Consider the following 16,696-nt stretch of genomic DNA (forward strand, 5'->3'; position numbering starts at 1 on the left):
GGACGGCGCGTGCTCCTCAGCGATAGCGGATCAGTGACATGGCGATCGACAGCCGCAGAGAATAGCGGAAAAAAACTCGCGTCGGCCTGAACCCGGCAAGGTAAACTACCGCTGCCCGCGAAAGTACGAGTACGCGAAAGGGCCTCCCGAAAACGTCAAGGACCGCCCCATCCGGGTCATGCTAGTCGCGCAGATCATGGGCGGGTCGACTGGGCGCCCATCGTGCCGGTGACCACGCGGCCGGCTGCCCCCTAAACAACTCGCGATCGAGATGCGCGACGCGGTGCGGCTCGACCTCAAGCCATTGGCCGACCGGTCGTGGACCATCATCACCAAGCGGACTCGCTACGCTTAGCAGCGCCTCTCAGCGTGGAGTCCGGCCTGTATATGCTGGGCCGCGGGAACGAAAATGCTCCCGCGGCCCAAGCTATCAAACAGAGTAATGGAATGACATGAAAACCGCTCGTACCAATTCAGTGGCCGATTGGCACATCATGGATTGCACGGACGTGGCTGGTCGGTGTTGCCGTTGAGCGTGTAGTTTACACCCCAAGTGCCAGACCTCGACTCCAGGTCGCACGCCCGAACATCGGTCACGCGTGGAACGGCGCCTTCGAGCTTGATCGAATAGGGGAACTTCGTTCCCTTCACGGGCTCCCCGAGAGTCTGCCAGCCGTTACTTTCGTAGCGATACGGCGTGGCCGTGACGGCCAGATACAGTTTCGCGTCGGTGGGCACGCCGAGTGATATGGTGCCGCTGCCCCTTCCATCGGCCCGACCGAGCGTGGAATAGCTGGTAGTGTCGCCTCCGCGAACCGCGACGATGCTGAAGCGCCACGCCGCCGAGTTGGCTGTCGTCCTGCCGGTCAGCGTCACCTTGACGGTCGATGCGTTGCTCGACAGCGGGATCAGATGGGTCCCCCATTGCAGCAATGGTCGCTCGTTTGGCGACGTATAAACGGTCGCGTCGGCAGCGTCACGCACCAGCGGTGTGTAGAAATGGCCCATATTGTGGGTGTCGCGGGTCCAGCGAAAAGCGTCGCGCAGCAACCGTTGACTCTGGAAATCCATCGTCACCAGACGCGCACCGTACCAGCCCATGTCGTTCGCAAAGGAAACGAAGCCCTCGGGGTAAGCGCCGCTAACCCGCCCTGCTTCCACCACCATCGGAAAATAATCCTTCTGAAGAGAAGACCAGGCACCCTGTCGCGCCCCAGGCTTCCAAACCCCGAACACGAGATCACGGGTGCGATCCTGTTCGAACAAAAACGACATGAACGGGTAGCTGGCATAGCGAGACACCGACCAGGTCGGCCCATTTTCAAGATTGTCGAAATAGGAATAGGCGTTGTTGATGCTGGGATTGACTTCGGCAGAATTCCAGTTCGCACCCATCTCCCAGATCGGACCCGCGTTGCCGCCCTGAAAGCCGCCGGTGTAAAACTGTATGACATGGCCGAATTCATGCGTGATGACGCCGGATCCCTTGGCCATGGCCCATGCCGAGATGCCGATGAAGGCGGCAGCCGATGCTCCGCACCCTTCGCGATCGCCACCGATGTTCGGACGCCCGGTACCGCACAGGAAGACGTTGATCTTCTTTTTGTCGGTGCTGTTGGCAAAAGGCATCGGGGCACCGACGATATCCCGATTGATATACCAAAGGCGCTCATACCATTCGGCGGTTTCCTGAAGCACCTGCTGCATGGTCCGCCCTTGCCGGGCTATGTCGCGCGCGAATTCGTAACTCTGATCCGTGCCGTTGCCGTACCAGAAGGCGAAATGCGGCGTTTCCAGAAGGTTCAGCTCCCCGCTCGCCACCAGTTCCGGCGACGTCGTACCGTTCGGCTGGTATTCGATGCGATAGGTCGCGGGATCTGGTATCGTCGGGTGCTTCGCCAGCTCGCTATCCAGGAAACTATTGTCGGCCTCGGACAGCGATTGGGTCTTGAACTTGCGGCGGCAACCATCCTCCAGTTCCAGGGTGACAGAACGGCGGGCTTCGCCATAATCCGCTCCGTATGCCTGAACCAGCCTGGCCGAGAAGGGGGCACCGTAAGCCGAACCGGGAGATACCGATGGGTTGATCGGCTGCATCGCCTCGCGCGGGGTCCATGTCCGCAGCTCCATGCGCCCCCACGGGAAACGCGCCGATCGGCTCTGACAGCCGACGGCGGTGGCATTCGGGGCAGCCTGCGTAAATGCCGCCAAGCTGGCGGAGGCCAGTTCCCTCGGCGTCTCCATGTCACAGCCCGTCAGGCTCAAAGCTGCAAGCGAACACGTAGCGGACAAAAATGCTTTCACGCCAACCTCCCGGTGATGATTATTATGACGCGCAAGACCGTTAAGTCGCTGAGATACGACGCAAAAGATCAGGCGCAGGTGCGATATTAGGCAGGACGCGGATACGATCTTGAAATTACGAAGCCCGAAAGCAGAGAGCAGCAACACTGCTCCCCGATAATCCACTCAGTAAATCAACGTTTATATATGGTATACTATTCATTACGCGACGAAGATGTCAAGCGACGATTTCAAATCGGAAAAACGCTGCGTTCGACACAGCCGAAGACGGCGTCATCCACGCCTTCATCAGAGAAAATACCCGTGAAGGCAGTACTTTAGCTACACCGATGAAGACGTAATCGGTCCGCGACATTTGACGCTCGCTATTTCCCGCTGTTGGGTCGGGCATGTCCGCAGGTCGCAGCGGTGATGACCTGCGCGCGTTCGGCCGCCGACGTCGCCCCTTTAGATGGCCTTCTATGGACTTGCGCGATTCTCCCGGCCTTCATGGACGAATCGGGTCGCGACGGGAGCCGCAGCCAGACGCGCGGCGCCCTTCGAAATCGTCACGATCGAGCGCGAGGACGTGATCGAGATCGGCCTCGTCGCCAGCGACGACCCGGCATCCGGTGATCGGCCGATTCTTCCATGACCTCGGTGCCCCGCTTCGCTATGGCCCGGCACACTATCGGACACGAACGACGGGTTCGACGAGGTCGGGGGCGAGATGGACAAGAGCTGGGGCGCATCGCCGACGAGCGGCTTCCGCATCCGCACCAACGCCAGCCCCGAGGATCGGGCGGCCGAACGCGCAAAGGCGCGGGAGGAACGCGCCAAGGATCGCGCCACCTTTGCCACACAGCAATCCGAGGCGCGTGCCGCCAGCCGCGATGCCGACCTGCGCGCTCGCGAGCAGGCGCGGATCGAACGCCGGGAGCAGGAGCAGCAATCGGCCGCGGGCGATCCGCACAAGGCGGCGGCGCAGCGGCACCGGTCGTCCGGTCGCAAGGATGTCGTCCGCGAACAGCGTGATACGCGGTCCTACACGACGGTCGTGGATGTCGCCCGCATGCGCGAACTGGCGAAACGCGGCGCGTCGGTATGCGGTCTGGCCGGCGCGTTCGGCATCACGACCGACGAGGTCGAGGCGGCGCTGGCGCAGGACGGACCCCGGCCGGGCGCGGTGCCAACGGCGTGCCCGCAGCGGCACAGACATAGGTCGCCAGATCCTCGCGCAGCGGCAGCCCCTCGATCGACCGCAATGGACCGTCATAGGCGATCGCGGTCTCCGCGAACGACCGGCGGTTGCCCACGCCCAGGATGTGGAACAGTCGCCCTTCGCAGTTCACGCCGACGCGCGCATAGGCGACCCGGCCACCGCGTTCCTGCCGGATCACGGCGACCAGCTTGCCGGCCATCAGCGGCTTGCGCTGCCACAATAGGAAATAGCGCGACTGCGTGTCGGACGGTGTCGGGATCAACGTGCCGATATCGTCCCCGCGCGCCGGGGCCGACGTCGCCGCCGTCAGGTTGCGCAGGGTCACGCGCGGCGTGGCATCGGTGTCGTTGCCGAACGTGTCGCCGCTGGAACACGCGGCCAGAAACAGGAACGCGGCCGGGACGATCCGCGCCGACGATATCGGCATAACGTGTACTCTAACGCGGGTTAAGGGAGGGCGGCGATACCGGGCGAGTGGTAGACCGGCAAGCATGACGCTGCGGTGAACCCGTCCGGTTCGGCCGAATTCGGGACTGACCGCGTGTTGCCGACAGGCGTTGTGCCCGCGCCCGTCCCCCTAAACCTCGATCCCCTCGTCAACGTCCGCCTCGTCCTCCGCGCCGACGCCCCGCTCCAGCCGCGCCTCGTCCGCGGCATAGGCTCCGGCGTCCTCGGCGGTGATGCCGAAGCGCGCCGCGACGTCGGGGGCGAACCGCAACAGGTCGGGGCGGAGCCGCAACAGGCTCAAATCCTTGGACTTGCCCTCCATCATCACGTCGAAGACCAGTCCCTCGGCCATACGCATGAAGGTGGCGAATTCGAACGGGTTGGTGAAGTCCGCGTGCCCCGTCCAGATCGGCGGGCGGAGCACCGTCTTGACCCGCGCGGTCGGCTTGACCGGAGCCTTGAGCAACTCGCCGGGCTTGCCCTTCTTACCCGCCTGCGCCGCCGCGCGCTGCTTCGGCGTGATCTTCTGCTTGATCTCCCGCAGCTCGGTGCGCGGCGACGAGAAGTGAATCTTCGGCCGCACCCCCGCCGGCCACGTCGCCAGAAACCGCTCCAGCGTGTCGCGCATGTCCAGCCGTTCGGGGTTCAGGCACCAGAAATGCTGGTAGTCGAAGATCAGCCGCACGCCGGTGCGCTCATGGATCCACAGCGCGTCGGCGGCGGAGAAGCGAACGTCGTCATTCTCCAGCACCAACCGCCGCCGGACATGCTCCGGACACTGTTCCCACCCCGCGATCCAGCGGGCACGGCTGGCGTCGTGATCGTCATAGACGCCGCCGACATGCGTGATCATCACCGCCTCGTCGTCCAGTTCCATCCGGTCCAGCATCTCCGCCTGCGACGACAGGTCCCAGATGCTCTTGCGCGTCAGGTCCGGGTTGGGCGCGTTCAGCAGCACATATTGCGACGGGTGGAAGGACAGGCGAATGTCGTATTCGCGCGCCTTTGCTCCGAACGCGCGCAGTTCCGCATCGCTTTCGGCGACCATATTGTGAAACTGCGGCATGTCGGGATGCGTCGCGTACGGCGCGATGTCCGACGACAGCCGGTACATATCCAGCCGCTCCGATCGCAGATAATCCAGCACCCCGTCGAGCAGCTCAAGCGAGCATTTCAGGTGCGGGTTCTTCTGCCAGCGGCGCGTGTCCTGCACCTTCAGATCGGGTCGCCCCATCACCTTGACGGGGAAACCGAGGCGCAAAGGTCGTTCGTTCATAAAGACATAACGACGCCGACCCGGACAGGCTCCACCCTTAGCTGGCGATCACCGCATTCTCGACATCCTCCTCGCGCGGTGCGGTGCCGGCATAACGCTGCGCCAGATTGGCGCAGACCAGCAACTGCAACTGGTGGAAGATCATCAGCGGCAGGATCACCGCACCGACTTCCGCCGACGAGAACAGCACGCCCGCCATCGGCACGCCCGCCGCCAGGCTCTTCTTCGATCCACAGAACAGGATGGCGATCGCGTCGGCACGGTCGAACTTGAGCCGCTTGGTCACGAACCGCGTCGTCAGCATCGCCGCCGCGAGGAGCACCGCACAGAACAGGAAGACCAGGGCGAGCTGCCACACCGGCACGCGCGTCCACAATCCCTCGACGACCGCGGCGCTGAACGCCGTGTAGACGACCAGCAGGATCGATCCGCGATCGACATAGGACAGCATCGCCTTGCGCCGCTCCACGAACCCGGCGGTCAGCGGGCGCGACAGATGCCCCGCTACGAACGGCACCAGCAACTGGAACACGATCGTCCATACCTCGCCGCCAGAGACGCTCCCATGCCCGCCCATCAGCAGCGCGACGAGTGCGGGCGTGAACAGGATGCCGAGCAGATTGGATGCCGACGCGCTGCACACCGCCGCGGGCACGTTGCCGCGCGCGATCGAGGTGAAGGCGATCGACGACTGCACGGTCGAGGGCAGCAGAGTCAGGAACAGCAGGCCGCTCGCCAAAGACGGCGCAAGCAGCGGCATCGCCAGCGCGTGTGCCGCCAGCCCGAACATCGGAAACAGGCAGAAGGTGATCGCGAGCACCAGCAGGTGCAACCGCCAGTTCGTCAGCCCCTGCACGATCGCCGCCCGCGACAGCTTCGCGCCGTGCAGGAAGAACAGCAGCGCGATCGCGCCCTCCGTCGCATAGCCCAGGATCGTCGCGGTCGTGCCGCGGCACGGCAGGAACGACGCGAACACGACGGTCGCGATCAGCAGCAGGCTGTAACGGTCTATGCGCTTGAACATCGTGCCTAATCGTCCCGGTGATGCAGTGCGTCAACGGACGGGGCAGCGATACGATGCCGCAGCTTTGGCTACGCAGACGATCCGCCTTCGACTATGACGGCGGGATCGAAGCGATTACCAAGGGCGGCGGATACCGACCGTCGTCGGACAGGAGTAGGGTCAGGAATGGAAGCTATGATCGCGTGTGCCGCCGCTGCAATGGCCTTGACCGGCATCGCCGCCGCCACCCCGCAACCGCAGGCCGCACCCGCCGCGCCCAGCGCGATTGCGGCTTCCGCCGCACAGGCCGCCCCCGCCGGCCGGCCCGAGGATACCGAGGTCTGGGCGCCCGAAGTGCCGGTGATCGTCCCCGGTCCGGCCACGACGACCCCTGCCCCCTCCGACGCGATCGTGCTGTTCGACGGCAAGGATCTGAACGAATGGGTTTCGACCAAGGACAAGGGTGCAGCGAAATGGACCGTCGCGGACGGCGTGCTGACCGTGAAGAAGGGCACCGGCAACATCCAGACCAAACGCAGCTTCCGCAACTATCAGGTTCATCTGGAATGGAAGGTGCCGGCGAACATCACCGGCGTGGGGCAGGCGCGCGGCAATAGCGGGCTGTTCCTCGCGTCGACCGGCGACGGCGACAACGGGTACGAACTCCAGATCATGGATAGCTATCGCAACAAGACCTATGTCAACGGTCAGGCGGGCGCGATCTACAAGCAGTTCGCGCCGCTCGCGAACCCGGTGCGTGCGCCGGGCGAATGGCAGAGCTACGACGTGATCTGGACCGCGCCGGTGTTCGCCGCGGACGGATCGGTGACCAGCCCCGCCTATGTCACCGCCTTCGTCAACGGGGTGCTGGTGCAGGACCATGTCGCGCTGAAGGGTGAGACGGCGTATATCGGCGCACCCCGCTACAAGGCGCACGGCCCGGCTCCGATCAAGTTGCAGGATCACGGCGACCCGAGCGCGCCGATCAGCTACCGCTCGATCTGGATCCGCGAGCTGAAGTGATCTTGTGGGGGGAGAGCTGCGGCCCACCCCCACTTCCCCTGCGAGGCCGGGGTCCAGTCGCGGTGAGTTCATTGAAAATCATGAGGTCAGCGGCAACTGGACCCCGGCCTTCGCCGGGGAGGGGAATGGGCGCTGATCGGCAGTCCCCTACTTCGCCTTCGTCGCCGCGATGTAGCGGTCGACCTGCTCCTCCAGCACCGCCAGCGGCAGCGCCCCCTGGCTCAGCACCGCTTCGTGGAAGTCGCGGATGTCGAACTTGGGCCCGAGTTGCTGTTCCGCCCGCTTGCGCAGCTCGGCGATCTTGAGCTGGCCGACCATGTAGCTGGTCGCCTGACCCGGCCAGTTGAAATACCGGTCGACCTCGCGTCCGATGTCCTTCTCCGACACAGAGCTGTTCGCCTTGAAATACGCGACCGCCTGTTCGCGCGTCCACCGCTTGGAATGGATGCCGGTGTCGAGCACCAGCCGGATCGCTCGCCACACCTGCAACGAGAGCATGCCGAACCGTGCATAGGGGTCCTTGTACACGCCCATTTCGTTCGCCAGCCGCTCCGAATACAGGCCCCATCCCTCGACATAGGCGCCGTAGCCGCCGAACTTGCGGAACTTGGGAATGCCCGTCATCTCCTGCTGGCGCGCAATCTGGAAATGGTGGCCCGGTGCGCCCTCGTGCGCGGCGATGCCGGCGACCTGCACCTTTTGCGTCTGGTTCATGTCGACAAGGTTGACGTAATAGATGCCCGGCCGCGATCCGTCGGCGGAGGGCGGGTTGTAGAACGCGGTCGACGCGGTGCCCTCCCGCCACTTCTCCACCGCACGCACCTCCAGCGGTGCCTTGGGCAGGACGCGGAAATAGCGCGGAGCGGCGACCATCACCGACGCGATGACGGCGCGCGCATCGCCCAGATACTCCTCGCGGCCGGCGGCGGTGTTGGGATATTTGAACTTCGGATCGGTGCGGACGCTGTCGAAGAACTGCTCCAGCGTGCCGGTGAAGCCGACCTCCCGCCTGATCGCGTCCATCTCCTGACGGATCGCCGCGACCTGACGCAGGCCGAGTTCGTGGATCTGGTCCGCGGTCAGGTCAGTGGTCGTCGAACCCTTCAGCCGGTCGGCGTAATAGGCTGCGCCGTTCGGCAGGCTCCACGCGCCGAAATTGCCCTTCGACAGCGGTTCGATCGCATCCAGCGCCGCGAACAACGTGTCGTAGCCACGCCGGAACGGACCGGTCAGCGCCGCGCCGGCATCCGCCAGCAGCTTAGCCTTCGTCGCTTCGGGTGCCTTCAACGCCGTCACCTTCTTGCGGAAATCGGCCATGACGGTCGAATCCGGGCCGTTGTCGAACGGCGCGCCGGTGATGACCGCCTTCGCGTCGGCACGGGCGGGGGCGAAATTGACCTTGTTCGGGATGATCCCCGCCGCCGCCTGCTCGCGCATCGTCGCGGCGACCTCGCGCATCACCCGCTCGGTTTCGCGGAGGCGCGCAATATAGGCCTCGGCGTCGGCGACCGTGTCGACCTTGTGGTTGTTGATGAGCAGCACGGGAATGTCGCCTGCCGGGCTGCCGTTGGTCGACACCGGGAAGCGCAGCTTGCGGAACTGGAAGGACTCGCCCTCGCGCTCGACCTGATACTCGAACAGGCGGTAGCTGACGCGCGCACTCTCCCCCAGTTGCTCGGGCCGGAACTGCGCCCGCATCGCCTTCAGCTGCCGCTCGGCCAGCGCCCGCCCCCGCACCGCGGCGGCATCGGTATAGTCGTCGAGCTTCCCATAATTCGTCTTGAACCCGAGCTGCGTCTGGTTCTCCGGGCTGAGCGCCAGTTGCTCGTCATAGGCACGGTCGAGAAATTGCAGCAGCGCGGCGTCCTGCGCCTGAGTGGCGGCGGCTTGCAGCGGCACCGGCGCGCTCGCCTGGATCAGCGGAGTCAGGGGCAAGATCATGAGGGCGAAGGCAAGACGCATCGAATACTCCTGTGTGTCCGGCGCTTGTCGCCCACCCACCCCTGCGAGGCAATCGCCTAGAAGCGGTAGACGCCGCCCGGCTCGGCGGCCACGAACCGGTCGGCGGCGATGCCCGCATCGACCAGCGCCTGCCGGAGGCCATCGCGCGGCGCCTCCCGCGCTTCGTCGGTCAGTTGAAACGTGCCCCAGTGGATGCCGAGCGCGCGGCCGACCCCGACATCGGTAAAGATCCGCACCGCTTCCGCCGGGTCGACATGCTGCGCGGCCATGAACCAGCGCGGTTCGTAGGCGCCGATCGGGATCAGCGCCACGTCGGGCGCTCCCAGCCGCGTTCGAATGTCGCCGAAGATGCGGCCGTCGCCATAGCCGGTGTCGCCGACGAACCACAGCGACCCCGCCGGCGTGTCCAGATAATGGCCACTCCACAGCATCATGCGCGAGTCGCTCGGCCAGCGATTGGACCAGTGATAGGCGGGCGTCAGCGTCGTCGCGATCCCCTCCGCCAGCACCAGCCGGTCCCACCAGTCGCCCGCGACGCAGCGCGCCTCCGGCACCGCCGCCCGCACGATCGCATCGTTGCCCAGCGGCATCGCCATCAGCGGCGCATGCACCGCGTGGAGGCGACGCAGCGTGTCCACGTCGAGGTGATCGTAATGGCCGTGGCTCAGCAGCACGGCATCGATCGGCGGCAGGTCGTCGAACGCGATCCCCGGTGCGGTCACCCGCTTCGGTCCGACGCGGCGGAACGGGCTGGCCCGGTCCGACCAGACCGGATCGGTCAGGATGTTGACCCCCGCGACCTGGATCAGCAGCGCGGCGTGCCCGACCATCGTCACCCGCAGGCCGTCGACGCGCGCCTCGGGCGTAGCGGGCGTCACCGCCACCGACGCGGGCCAGCGCGCGGCCGCCCCCGCCAGCTTCCAGCGCAGCATGTCGCGCAGGCCGCGGTCGGTAGACGGCTGGCCGGGATTGAAGAAGCGGGTGCCGTCGAAATGATCGCTCGGCGGGCCGTCATAATATCGGTTGCGGGGCATGGCGCATCCTACTGTCCGGTCGCCGCCGCGTCCAAGCCAACTAATCGCTTCGACTAACGACAAGGCGCTGCCGGCGTGGGACATTCCGGATCGTCAGCAGAGGAGTCGCGCGTCATGGTCAGCGCAGTATCGGTCGCCGCGAGCGTCCGGGCGGATGCATCCCTCCGTGTCGGTGGCGAGCCGCCGAAGCCGGGTGGCAGCCACATCGTGACGTCGGGCGAGACGCTGTCGTCGATCGCGCATCGTTACCAGACCGATGTCGAGGTGCTGGTGCGGCTGAACGACATCCGCAATCCCGACCTCGTCCATGTCGGCCAGACGCTGACGCTGCCGGCCGGCGCAGGCCAACGCTATACGATCGAACATGGCGACACGCTGGGCGACATCGCGGCGAAGCACGGTATCGGACTGAAGGCGGTGCTGTCCGCCAATCCGCAGATCGACAATCCGTCCCGCATCTACCCCGGCGACACGATCACGATCCCGGCCGGTACGGGGAGCGGCGGCACGGGGAGCGGCGGCACGACGCCGACTCACATGACCGGCCGCACATCCGCCACCGTCGGGGTGAGCCAGTCGACGCGCGTCGAGAACGGCACGCTGTCGCTGACGGACGCCGACGTGACCAACCTCAAGAAGACGTTGCAGACCGAATGGGTGCAGACCGCCGGCGACGCGCAGGCGCGCGGCATCGTCGACACGATCCTGAACCGCACCGCGTCGGGCCATTGGGGTAGGAGCGTCGCCGACGTCGTCGACAGCTACAACCAGTTCTCCGACATCAACGGTCCGATCGCGCGTCGGGACGGGCGCAATTCGGTCCAGGACATCCCGAACAGCCGGATCAGCACGCGCGTCGATACCTTCGTCGACACCTATCTGGCGGAGCGGGCGAGCGGCACGCCGTCATCGATCGGATCGCACCTCAACTACGCCAATCCGAACTATTCCAGCGCCAACAATCTCGGCTGGATCAACGCGCTGGACGGGCCGGTGCTGGGGCGCGGCAATGCCGTGCACCATCACGGCACCGTTCCCGAACTGGAACGCTACCGTCCCGGCGAGGTGACCGTCGCACTGCCGGGCACGGCCGCCGCCGACGTCGACGCGAATGCCACCGCGACCGGCCGCATCGACGGCAACACGGTGGCGGCGGAGGCCGGGGTTCAGGTCAAGAGCGACGGCGTGCATATCGGCCGGCTCGACGCGGCGATGTCCCCCGCGATCCGCGCCGTCGCGCAGGCGGCGGAGAAGCTCGGTCTGCCGACGCCGGTCATCACGTCCGGCAATGACAGCCGCCACTCGACCGCGTCGCTCCATTATGCCGACCGCGCGCTCGATTTCCGCGGCAACAACATCACGATCGAACAGGGTCGCGCTTTCCAGGCGGAGGTGCGCGGGATATTGGGCGCGCGATACGACGTTGTGTTCGAGACGTTCGCCAATCGCAGCAACAACCATCTTCACGTGGAGTTCGACCCTGACTGACGGCCTGCCCCGCGGATCGATCCGCATGCTCGTGATGTCCTGCCTCGCGCTGGCCGGCTGTTCGCAACCCGCCCCGGCGACGAAAGCAGCGGAGCCCGCTGCGCCCACGGTTGCGCCCCTGGTTGGGCCCACGCCGGTGGCGGCAAAGCCGACCCCGCCGACGGCTTCGGCGGCGCAGGCCAGGTCGCGCGTGCTCGCGAAGAAGGACTTCGCGTTGCGCGGCAAGCCCGCCTGCAAGGTCAGCTATAGGTATGTGGGACACGCCGCCGACACGCTGTTCTGGGAAGAGCCCTGCGCTGCCGTGACCGCGAAGATGATGACGCAGCCCGAACTGGTGGAACTCGGCAAATGGGATCGCCTCGACGAGTCCGCGCGTACGTTCATCGCCGCGCTGCCGGGGGGCAAGGTACTGTACGTGGAGGGCAGCTTCAGCGCGTCCGTCTACCCGATCGGGACCACGGGATCGGCCTATGAGGTATCCGTCGCGGATTGAGCGCAGGTCTCGCGCATCGTGCTACGCATCATAGCCATCCTATAGGATTGTGCCCGCGACCGCTTCCCGGCATGACTGTCGGTCAGGAGAAACGCAGGATGTACCGAATTCTGGCAGTGGTCGGGCTGTTGACGGCAGCGCAGTCGGCCCCCGATCCGCACCTTCCACGGGCGACCTATGACACCGTGCGGCCGGTGCTTCCGGCAAAGCTGGACCGCGCGGTGTTGATCGTGTCGAAGACCAATGGCTGGCGACACATCGAACACATCCCCCATTCCAACGACGTGCTCGCCGACATCGCACGTGGTCTGGGCCGCGCCAGTTACGCGACGGAAAATGCCGCGGTGTTCAACGACGAACAACTCCGCCATTTCTCCGTCGTGGTGCTGAACAGCGCCAGCGGCGACTTCCTGACCCCCGATCAGCGCGCCGCGTTCGCACGGTTCGTCGCGCGGGGCGGCGGCGTGGTGGCGCTGCACGCGGCGGGCGACGATAGCCACACCGCACCCTGGTATGTCGACACCGTCATTGGCACCAAATTCATCGGTCATCCCGGCGGCGACGACCACATCCAGTCTGCGCGGATCGTCGTCGACCAGCCTCGCCACCCGGTCATGGCCGGCGTGACGCTGCCCTGGTCACCGAAGGACGAGTGGTACTCGTTCGCCGGTGATCCGGCGGCCAAGGGTATGACCGTCCTCGCGCGCATCGACGAGGCGAGCTATCGGCCGGGCGCGAAGCTGACGATGGGATCGCATCCGGTGATATGGTTCAATCCACGAAGCAAAGGGCGGGTCGTCTATTCTGCGCTGGGCCATACGCCAGAAGCGTATGACGACCCGAACTACCGCCGCATTCTCGTCAACGCGGTCCGCTGGGCAGCGCGGTAGCGGTACGTCTCCGCAACGTGGGGCGACGTGCATGAAGACGCACACACATTCGACCCACAATCCTTCTAAAACACAGATTATTGACGTAAGTTCGTTTCATCCGTGGTTAGAATGTTCGCCCAAGTATTTGCGATCGTTCAGAATGGTTTCTTAACTACCGTGACTGCACAGCGGTTTAGCGGGTAGCTGTGGCACCCGCCGTCGACTGCGGGGTCCGGTACAATGCATTTCGGTTCTGACAGACCGCGCGCCTTTCTGGTGCGTCTGGCGCAAAGCCGTCGCGGCAACACGCTGGCGATCATGGCCGCCGCGCTGATCCCCCTATGCGGCATGATCGGCGGCGGTGTCGATGTCGCGCGCATGTACCTCGTCAAGACCCGGCTCCAGCATGCATGCGATGCCGGCGCGCTCGCCGGGCGCAAGGCGATGGGCGGCGGCCAGTGGAGCCAGAGCGGCAACATGCCGAACACGGTCGCGCAACGCTTCTTCAAGGCGAACATCGCAGACGACGCGTACGGCAGCAGCGGCATGACGTCCGCGTTTTCGGAAACGGCGGGAAAGGTCACAGGCGCGGCATCGGCGGTCCTGCCGATGACCCTGACCAAGGTCATCGGCGCCACGACCACGACATTGTCGGTGACCTGCGAAGCGGAGATGCGCCTGCCGAATACGGACGTGATGTTCGTGCTCGACAACACCGGATCGATGGATTCCAAGGCGGTGTCGACCGACAGCCAGACGAAGATGCAGGCGATGCGCTCGGCAGTGAAATGCTTCTACGAGATCGTCGCCCGGCTGGATACCGACGAGGATTGCGTCGGTGGCGCTCCTTCGGGCGGACTCAGCGATCAGGTCCAGGTACGCTTCGGCTTCGTGCCCTACGCGATGAACGTCAATGTCGGCCGCCTGCTGCCGACCGACTACATCGCCAACAACTGGACCTACCAATCGCGTGAGGTCGACGACGATCCGGAATATGGCGCGTTCGACCGGTGGAACGACACGTTCGCGACCAACACCGTCGGCAGCTACGGCACCGCCATACCCGTGCAGTTGCGCGGCGTCGGATCATCGGCGGACTGCAATTCGAGCACGTTCCCGACGCCGGCCGATACGTACACGCCGACATCCGGCCAGCGGCAATGGCCGATCGAGAATAGCGACAACGGCACCGAATGGTCGGCCTATACGCCGACGATTCATCGCACCTACAGCACCAGCTACTCCAGTTCGCTGAAGATCTGCACGCTCCGCTATCAGGAACGGACGATGTTCCGGCTGGCATGGCACAAGCGTGTGTCGTCGAAAGCCGCCGGCGCGGTCGGCTTCCCGATCTTCGCCTATCGGCCGGTGCGGTTCGACATAAGCCAGTTGAAGAACAACCCCGGCATGGCCAACGTGTCGCTGCCGATCGGCAAGTTCAATGCCGCCACTTCGGTGGCGTGGGGCGGCTGCATCGAAGAACGCCAGACGGTTCGCGCGACCTCCTACGACCCCATCCCCGGCGACGCACTCGATCTGGACCTGAAGAATGCCCCCACGGGCAGCGAGGAGACGCAGTGGGGCCCATTGTTGCCGGGTGCCGTCTTCGGCCGCAAGAACGCCAGCGGCGTCTATACGACGGACACGATCAGGACGTTCAACGCCCTGCCCTTCTCGCGCGTGTCGGAATGCCCCGCCGCCGCGACGAAGATGATGAAATGGCCCTATGCCAACGAGTTCAGCAACTATGTCGACGGCCTCGTCGCGAGGGGCAACACCTATCACGATATCGGTCTGATCTGGGGCGCGCGCCTGATGTGGCCGACCGGCATCTTCCGGGCAGAGAACGAATTCACGCCGCAAGGCGGCGAGATCCAGCGCAATTTGATCTTCATGACCGACGGCGATGCGTGCACCGACATCGACAATTATCAGGCCTATGGCTTCGCGGCGATCGATCGCCGCCAGACTCCGGCGAATACGTTGCCGACCGAGGGCTGCACGACGACCGGCACCCTGACGCAGCAGGTCAACGCCCGCTACCAGGCGGTGTGCAGGGTGGTCCGCAACGAGAACATCACCTTATGGGTGATCTGGTTCGGCGTGAAGAACAACACGCTCGAAACGCAGATGCGCAACTGCGCCACGCCCGGCCGGTTCTTCGCGGCACGCAACCAAACCGATCTTCAGAACACCTTTCGCCAGATCGCCGACCAGATCTCGCAGTTGAGGATCACCAATTGAACCGGCCCGCGTACCCCCGTCCGTCGCTGTGCACCGATCGGAAAGGCGCGGCGCTGGTCGAGTTCGCCGTCGTCGCGCCCGTCATGTGCCTGCTGCTGGTGGGCAGCTTCGACGAGGCGCACACGCTGTACATGCAGGCGGCGCTGCAAGGCGTCGTGCAAAAGGCCGGTCGCGATAGCAGCCTGGAGGACTCCACGTCCGACGTCCAGAATGCGATCGATGCGCGGGTCAAGGCGCAGGTGCTGGTTCTGGCCAACAATGCCGACGTGACGATCGGTCGCAAGTCGTACCGGACTTTCTCCGATGCCGTGAGTGCGAAGGCGGAAAACTGGACCGACAACAACGGCAATGGCCGGTGCGACCAGCACGAACCCTATGTCGATGCCAACCGCAACGGCAGTTGGGACAGCGACGGCAGCAACGGTGCGCAGGGCGGCGCCAAGGACAAGACGATCTATACCGTGACCGTGAAGTATCCGCGGATGCTGCCCCTCAACAGGTTCATCGATGTCCCCGACAAGCAAACGCTGGTGGCGCAGGCGGTGGTGCAGAACCAGCCCTATGCGGATCAGTCGGACGTCGGCACCGACGTGCTCCATTGCGATTGAGCGGCCGATGATGTTTCCGACCTTCGCCCGCCGCCTCCGTCGCGATCGCCGCGGCCTCGCGCTGATGGAATTCGCGATCGTCCTCCCGGCGCTGGTCCTGTTGTGTCTGGGCGGAATGGAGATCGCGAATTACGTCACCACCAAGATGCGGATGAGCCAGATCGCCTTGCAGATCGCGGACAACGCTGCGCGGATCGGCTCCGGATCGCCCCTGGCGGCGAAGACGATCACCGAAAACGATGTCAACGACCTCTTCATCGGTGCTCAAACCGCGTCGGGTAAGTTGAACCTGCGCGAGAATGGCCGGGTCGTGCTGTCGGATCTCGAACCGCAGGCGAATCCCAACACCACCAGCAAATACAAGATCGCGTGGCAGCGGTGTTACGGCGCGAAGGTGCACCCCTCCACCTATGGCAATGCCGGCGCGACGAACCTGGCGGGCATGGGCCCCGTGGGTCGCCTCGTGACCGCGCAGGACGACAATGCGACGATGTTCGTCGAAGTCTATTATGTCTACAAGCCGATCGTCGGGCTGACCTGGACGCCGGCGACGGAGATGGTCGAGATCGCGTCGATGGCGGTGCGCGATCGCCGCGACCTCGCCTCCGGATTGACGAACGCGGACAAGGTGACGCCCTCGACCTGCTGATCGGTCGAACCATCTACATCGTCGCGGCACGATTGGTGCCGATCTACCAACCCAAGGGTATATCAGCACGATATGGCCGCACCCGGGCGAGT

At 65.0% G+C, this 16,696-nt stretch carries 15 protein-coding genes; 8 read left to right on the plus strand and 7 right to left on the minus strand.

From position 1 onward, the window contains the following. Positions 1-492 precede the first annotated feature (492 nt). Positions 493-2,451 carry a DUF6055 domain-containing protein gene (locus ILT43_RS16645; protein ID WP_204200111.1) on the minus strand — a complete coding sequence of 653 codons (1,959 nt, stop codon included), beginning with the start codon at positions 2,449-2,451 and terminating at the stop codon, positions 493-495. 304 nt (positions 2,452-2,755) lie between these two features. Between ILT43_RS16645 and ILT43_RS16650 the strand changes: the two genes are divergently transcribed. After that, positions 2,756-2,938: a hypothetical protein gene (locus ILT43_RS16650; protein WP_204200112.1), complete on the plus strand. Its 183-nt coding sequence runs from the start codon at positions 2,756-2,758 to the stop codon at positions 2,936-2,938. A gap of 33 nt (positions 2,939-2,971) precedes the next feature. Here the strand turns inward: ILT43_RS16650 and ILT43_RS16655 are convergent, their stop codons facing one another. The 4 genes from ILT43_RS16655 to ILT43_RS16670 form a co-directional block, all read right to left on the minus strand. Then, complete coding sequence (locus ILT43_RS16655; protein ID WP_204200113.1) at positions 2,972-3,502, minus strand: hypothetical protein; 531 nt, start codon at positions 3,500-3,502, stop codon at positions 2,972-2,974. Further along, complete coding sequence (locus tag ILT43_RS16660; RefSeq protein ID WP_204200114.1) at positions 3,414-3,932, minus strand: hypothetical protein; 519 nt, start codon at positions 3,930-3,932, stop codon at positions 3,414-3,416. Before ILT43_RS16660 ends, ILT43_RS16655 begins: the two co-directional genes overlap by 89 nt. 150 nt (positions 3,933-4,082) lie before the next feature. Continuing rightward, complete coding sequence (uvsE, locus tag ILT43_RS16665) at positions 4,083-5,213, minus strand: UV DNA damage repair endonuclease UvsE (RefSeq protein WP_204200115.1); 1,131 nt, start codon at positions 5,211-5,213, stop codon at positions 4,083-4,085. Between the two features lie 52 nt (positions 5,214-5,265). Next, positions 5,266-6,252 (minus strand): bile acid:sodium symporter family protein, encoded by a 987-nt coding sequence (locus tag ILT43_RS16670; protein WP_204200116.1) that lies wholly within the window; start codon positions 6,250-6,252, stop codon positions 5,266-5,268. A 165-nt stretch (positions 6,253-6,417) separates the two neighbouring features. Between ILT43_RS16670 and ILT43_RS16675 the strand changes: the two genes are divergently transcribed. Continuing rightward, complete coding sequence (locus ILT43_RS16675; RefSeq protein ID WP_204200117.1) at positions 6,418-7,254, plus strand: 3-keto-disaccharide hydrolase; 837 nt, start codon at positions 6,418-6,420, stop codon at positions 7,252-7,254. Positions 7,255-7,401: 147 nt separating this feature from the next. On the opposite strand, the gene ILT43_RS16680 is transcribed toward ILT43_RS16675, so the two are convergent. Both ILT43_RS16680 and ILT43_RS16685 read right to left on the minus strand, forming a co-directional pair. Continuing rightward, positions 7,402-9,216, minus strand: a complete 1,815-nt coding sequence (locus tag ILT43_RS16680; protein WP_204200118.1) for a DUF885 domain-containing protein — start codon at positions 9,214-9,216, stop codon at positions 7,402-7,404. A 56-nt stretch (positions 9,217-9,272) separates the two neighbouring features. Next, positions 9,273-10,250 carry an MBL fold metallo-hydrolase gene (locus tag ILT43_RS16685; protein WP_204200119.1) on the minus strand — a complete coding sequence of 326 codons (978 nt, stop codon included), beginning with the start codon at positions 10,248-10,250 and terminating at the stop codon, positions 9,273-9,275. 114 nt (positions 10,251-10,364) lie between these two features. Here ILT43_RS16685 and ILT43_RS16690 point away from each other — a divergent pair, with 114 nt between their 5' ends. The 6 genes from ILT43_RS16690 (at position 10,365) to ILT43_RS16715 (ending at position 16,604) form a co-directional block, all read left to right on the plus strand. After that, the gene (locus ILT43_RS16690; protein WP_204200120.1) at positions 10,365-11,738 is read left to right on the plus strand and encodes a LysM peptidoglycan-binding domain-containing protein; all 1,374 of its coding nucleotides are present in this window, start codon (positions 10,365-10,367) and stop codon (positions 11,736-11,738) included. A gap of 25 nt (positions 11,739-11,763) precedes the next feature. Next, positions 11,764-12,231, plus strand: coding sequence for a hypothetical protein (locus tag ILT43_RS16695; RefSeq protein ID WP_204200121.1), 468 nt, complete (start codon positions 11,764-11,766; stop codon positions 12,229-12,231). Positions 12,232-12,329: 98 nt separating this feature from the next. Beyond that, on the plus strand, positions 12,330-13,121 hold the full coding sequence (locus ILT43_RS16700; protein ID WP_204200122.1) for a ThuA domain-containing protein: 792 nt from the start codon (positions 12,330-12,332) through the stop codon (positions 13,119-13,121). A gap of 222 nt (positions 13,122-13,343) precedes the next feature. Next, positions 13,344-15,347: a TadE/TadG family type IV pilus assembly protein gene (locus tag ILT43_RS16705; RefSeq protein ID WP_204200123.1), complete on the plus strand. Its 2,004-nt coding sequence runs from the start codon at positions 13,344-13,346 to the stop codon at positions 15,345-15,347. Continuing rightward, positions 15,344-15,955, plus strand: coding sequence for a TadE/TadG family type IV pilus assembly protein (locus tag ILT43_RS16710; RefSeq protein ID WP_204200124.1), 612 nt, complete (start codon positions 15,344-15,346; stop codon positions 15,953-15,955). Before ILT43_RS16705 ends, ILT43_RS16710 begins: the two co-directional genes overlap by 4 nt. Before the next feature lie 7 nt (positions 15,956-15,962). After that, positions 15,963-16,604 (plus strand): TadE/TadG family type IV pilus assembly protein, encoded by a 642-nt coding sequence (locus ILT43_RS16715; RefSeq protein WP_204200125.1) that lies wholly within the window; start codon positions 15,963-15,965, stop codon positions 16,602-16,604. The last annotated feature ends 92 nt before the right edge of the window (positions 16,605-16,696 follow it).

Origin of the sequence: Sphingomonas longa (assembly GCF_016892685.1) — a bacterium.
In the GTDB taxonomy this organism is placed as follows: Bacteria; Pseudomonadota; Alphaproteobacteria; order Sphingomonadales; family Sphingomonadaceae; genus Sphingomonas; species Sphingomonas longa.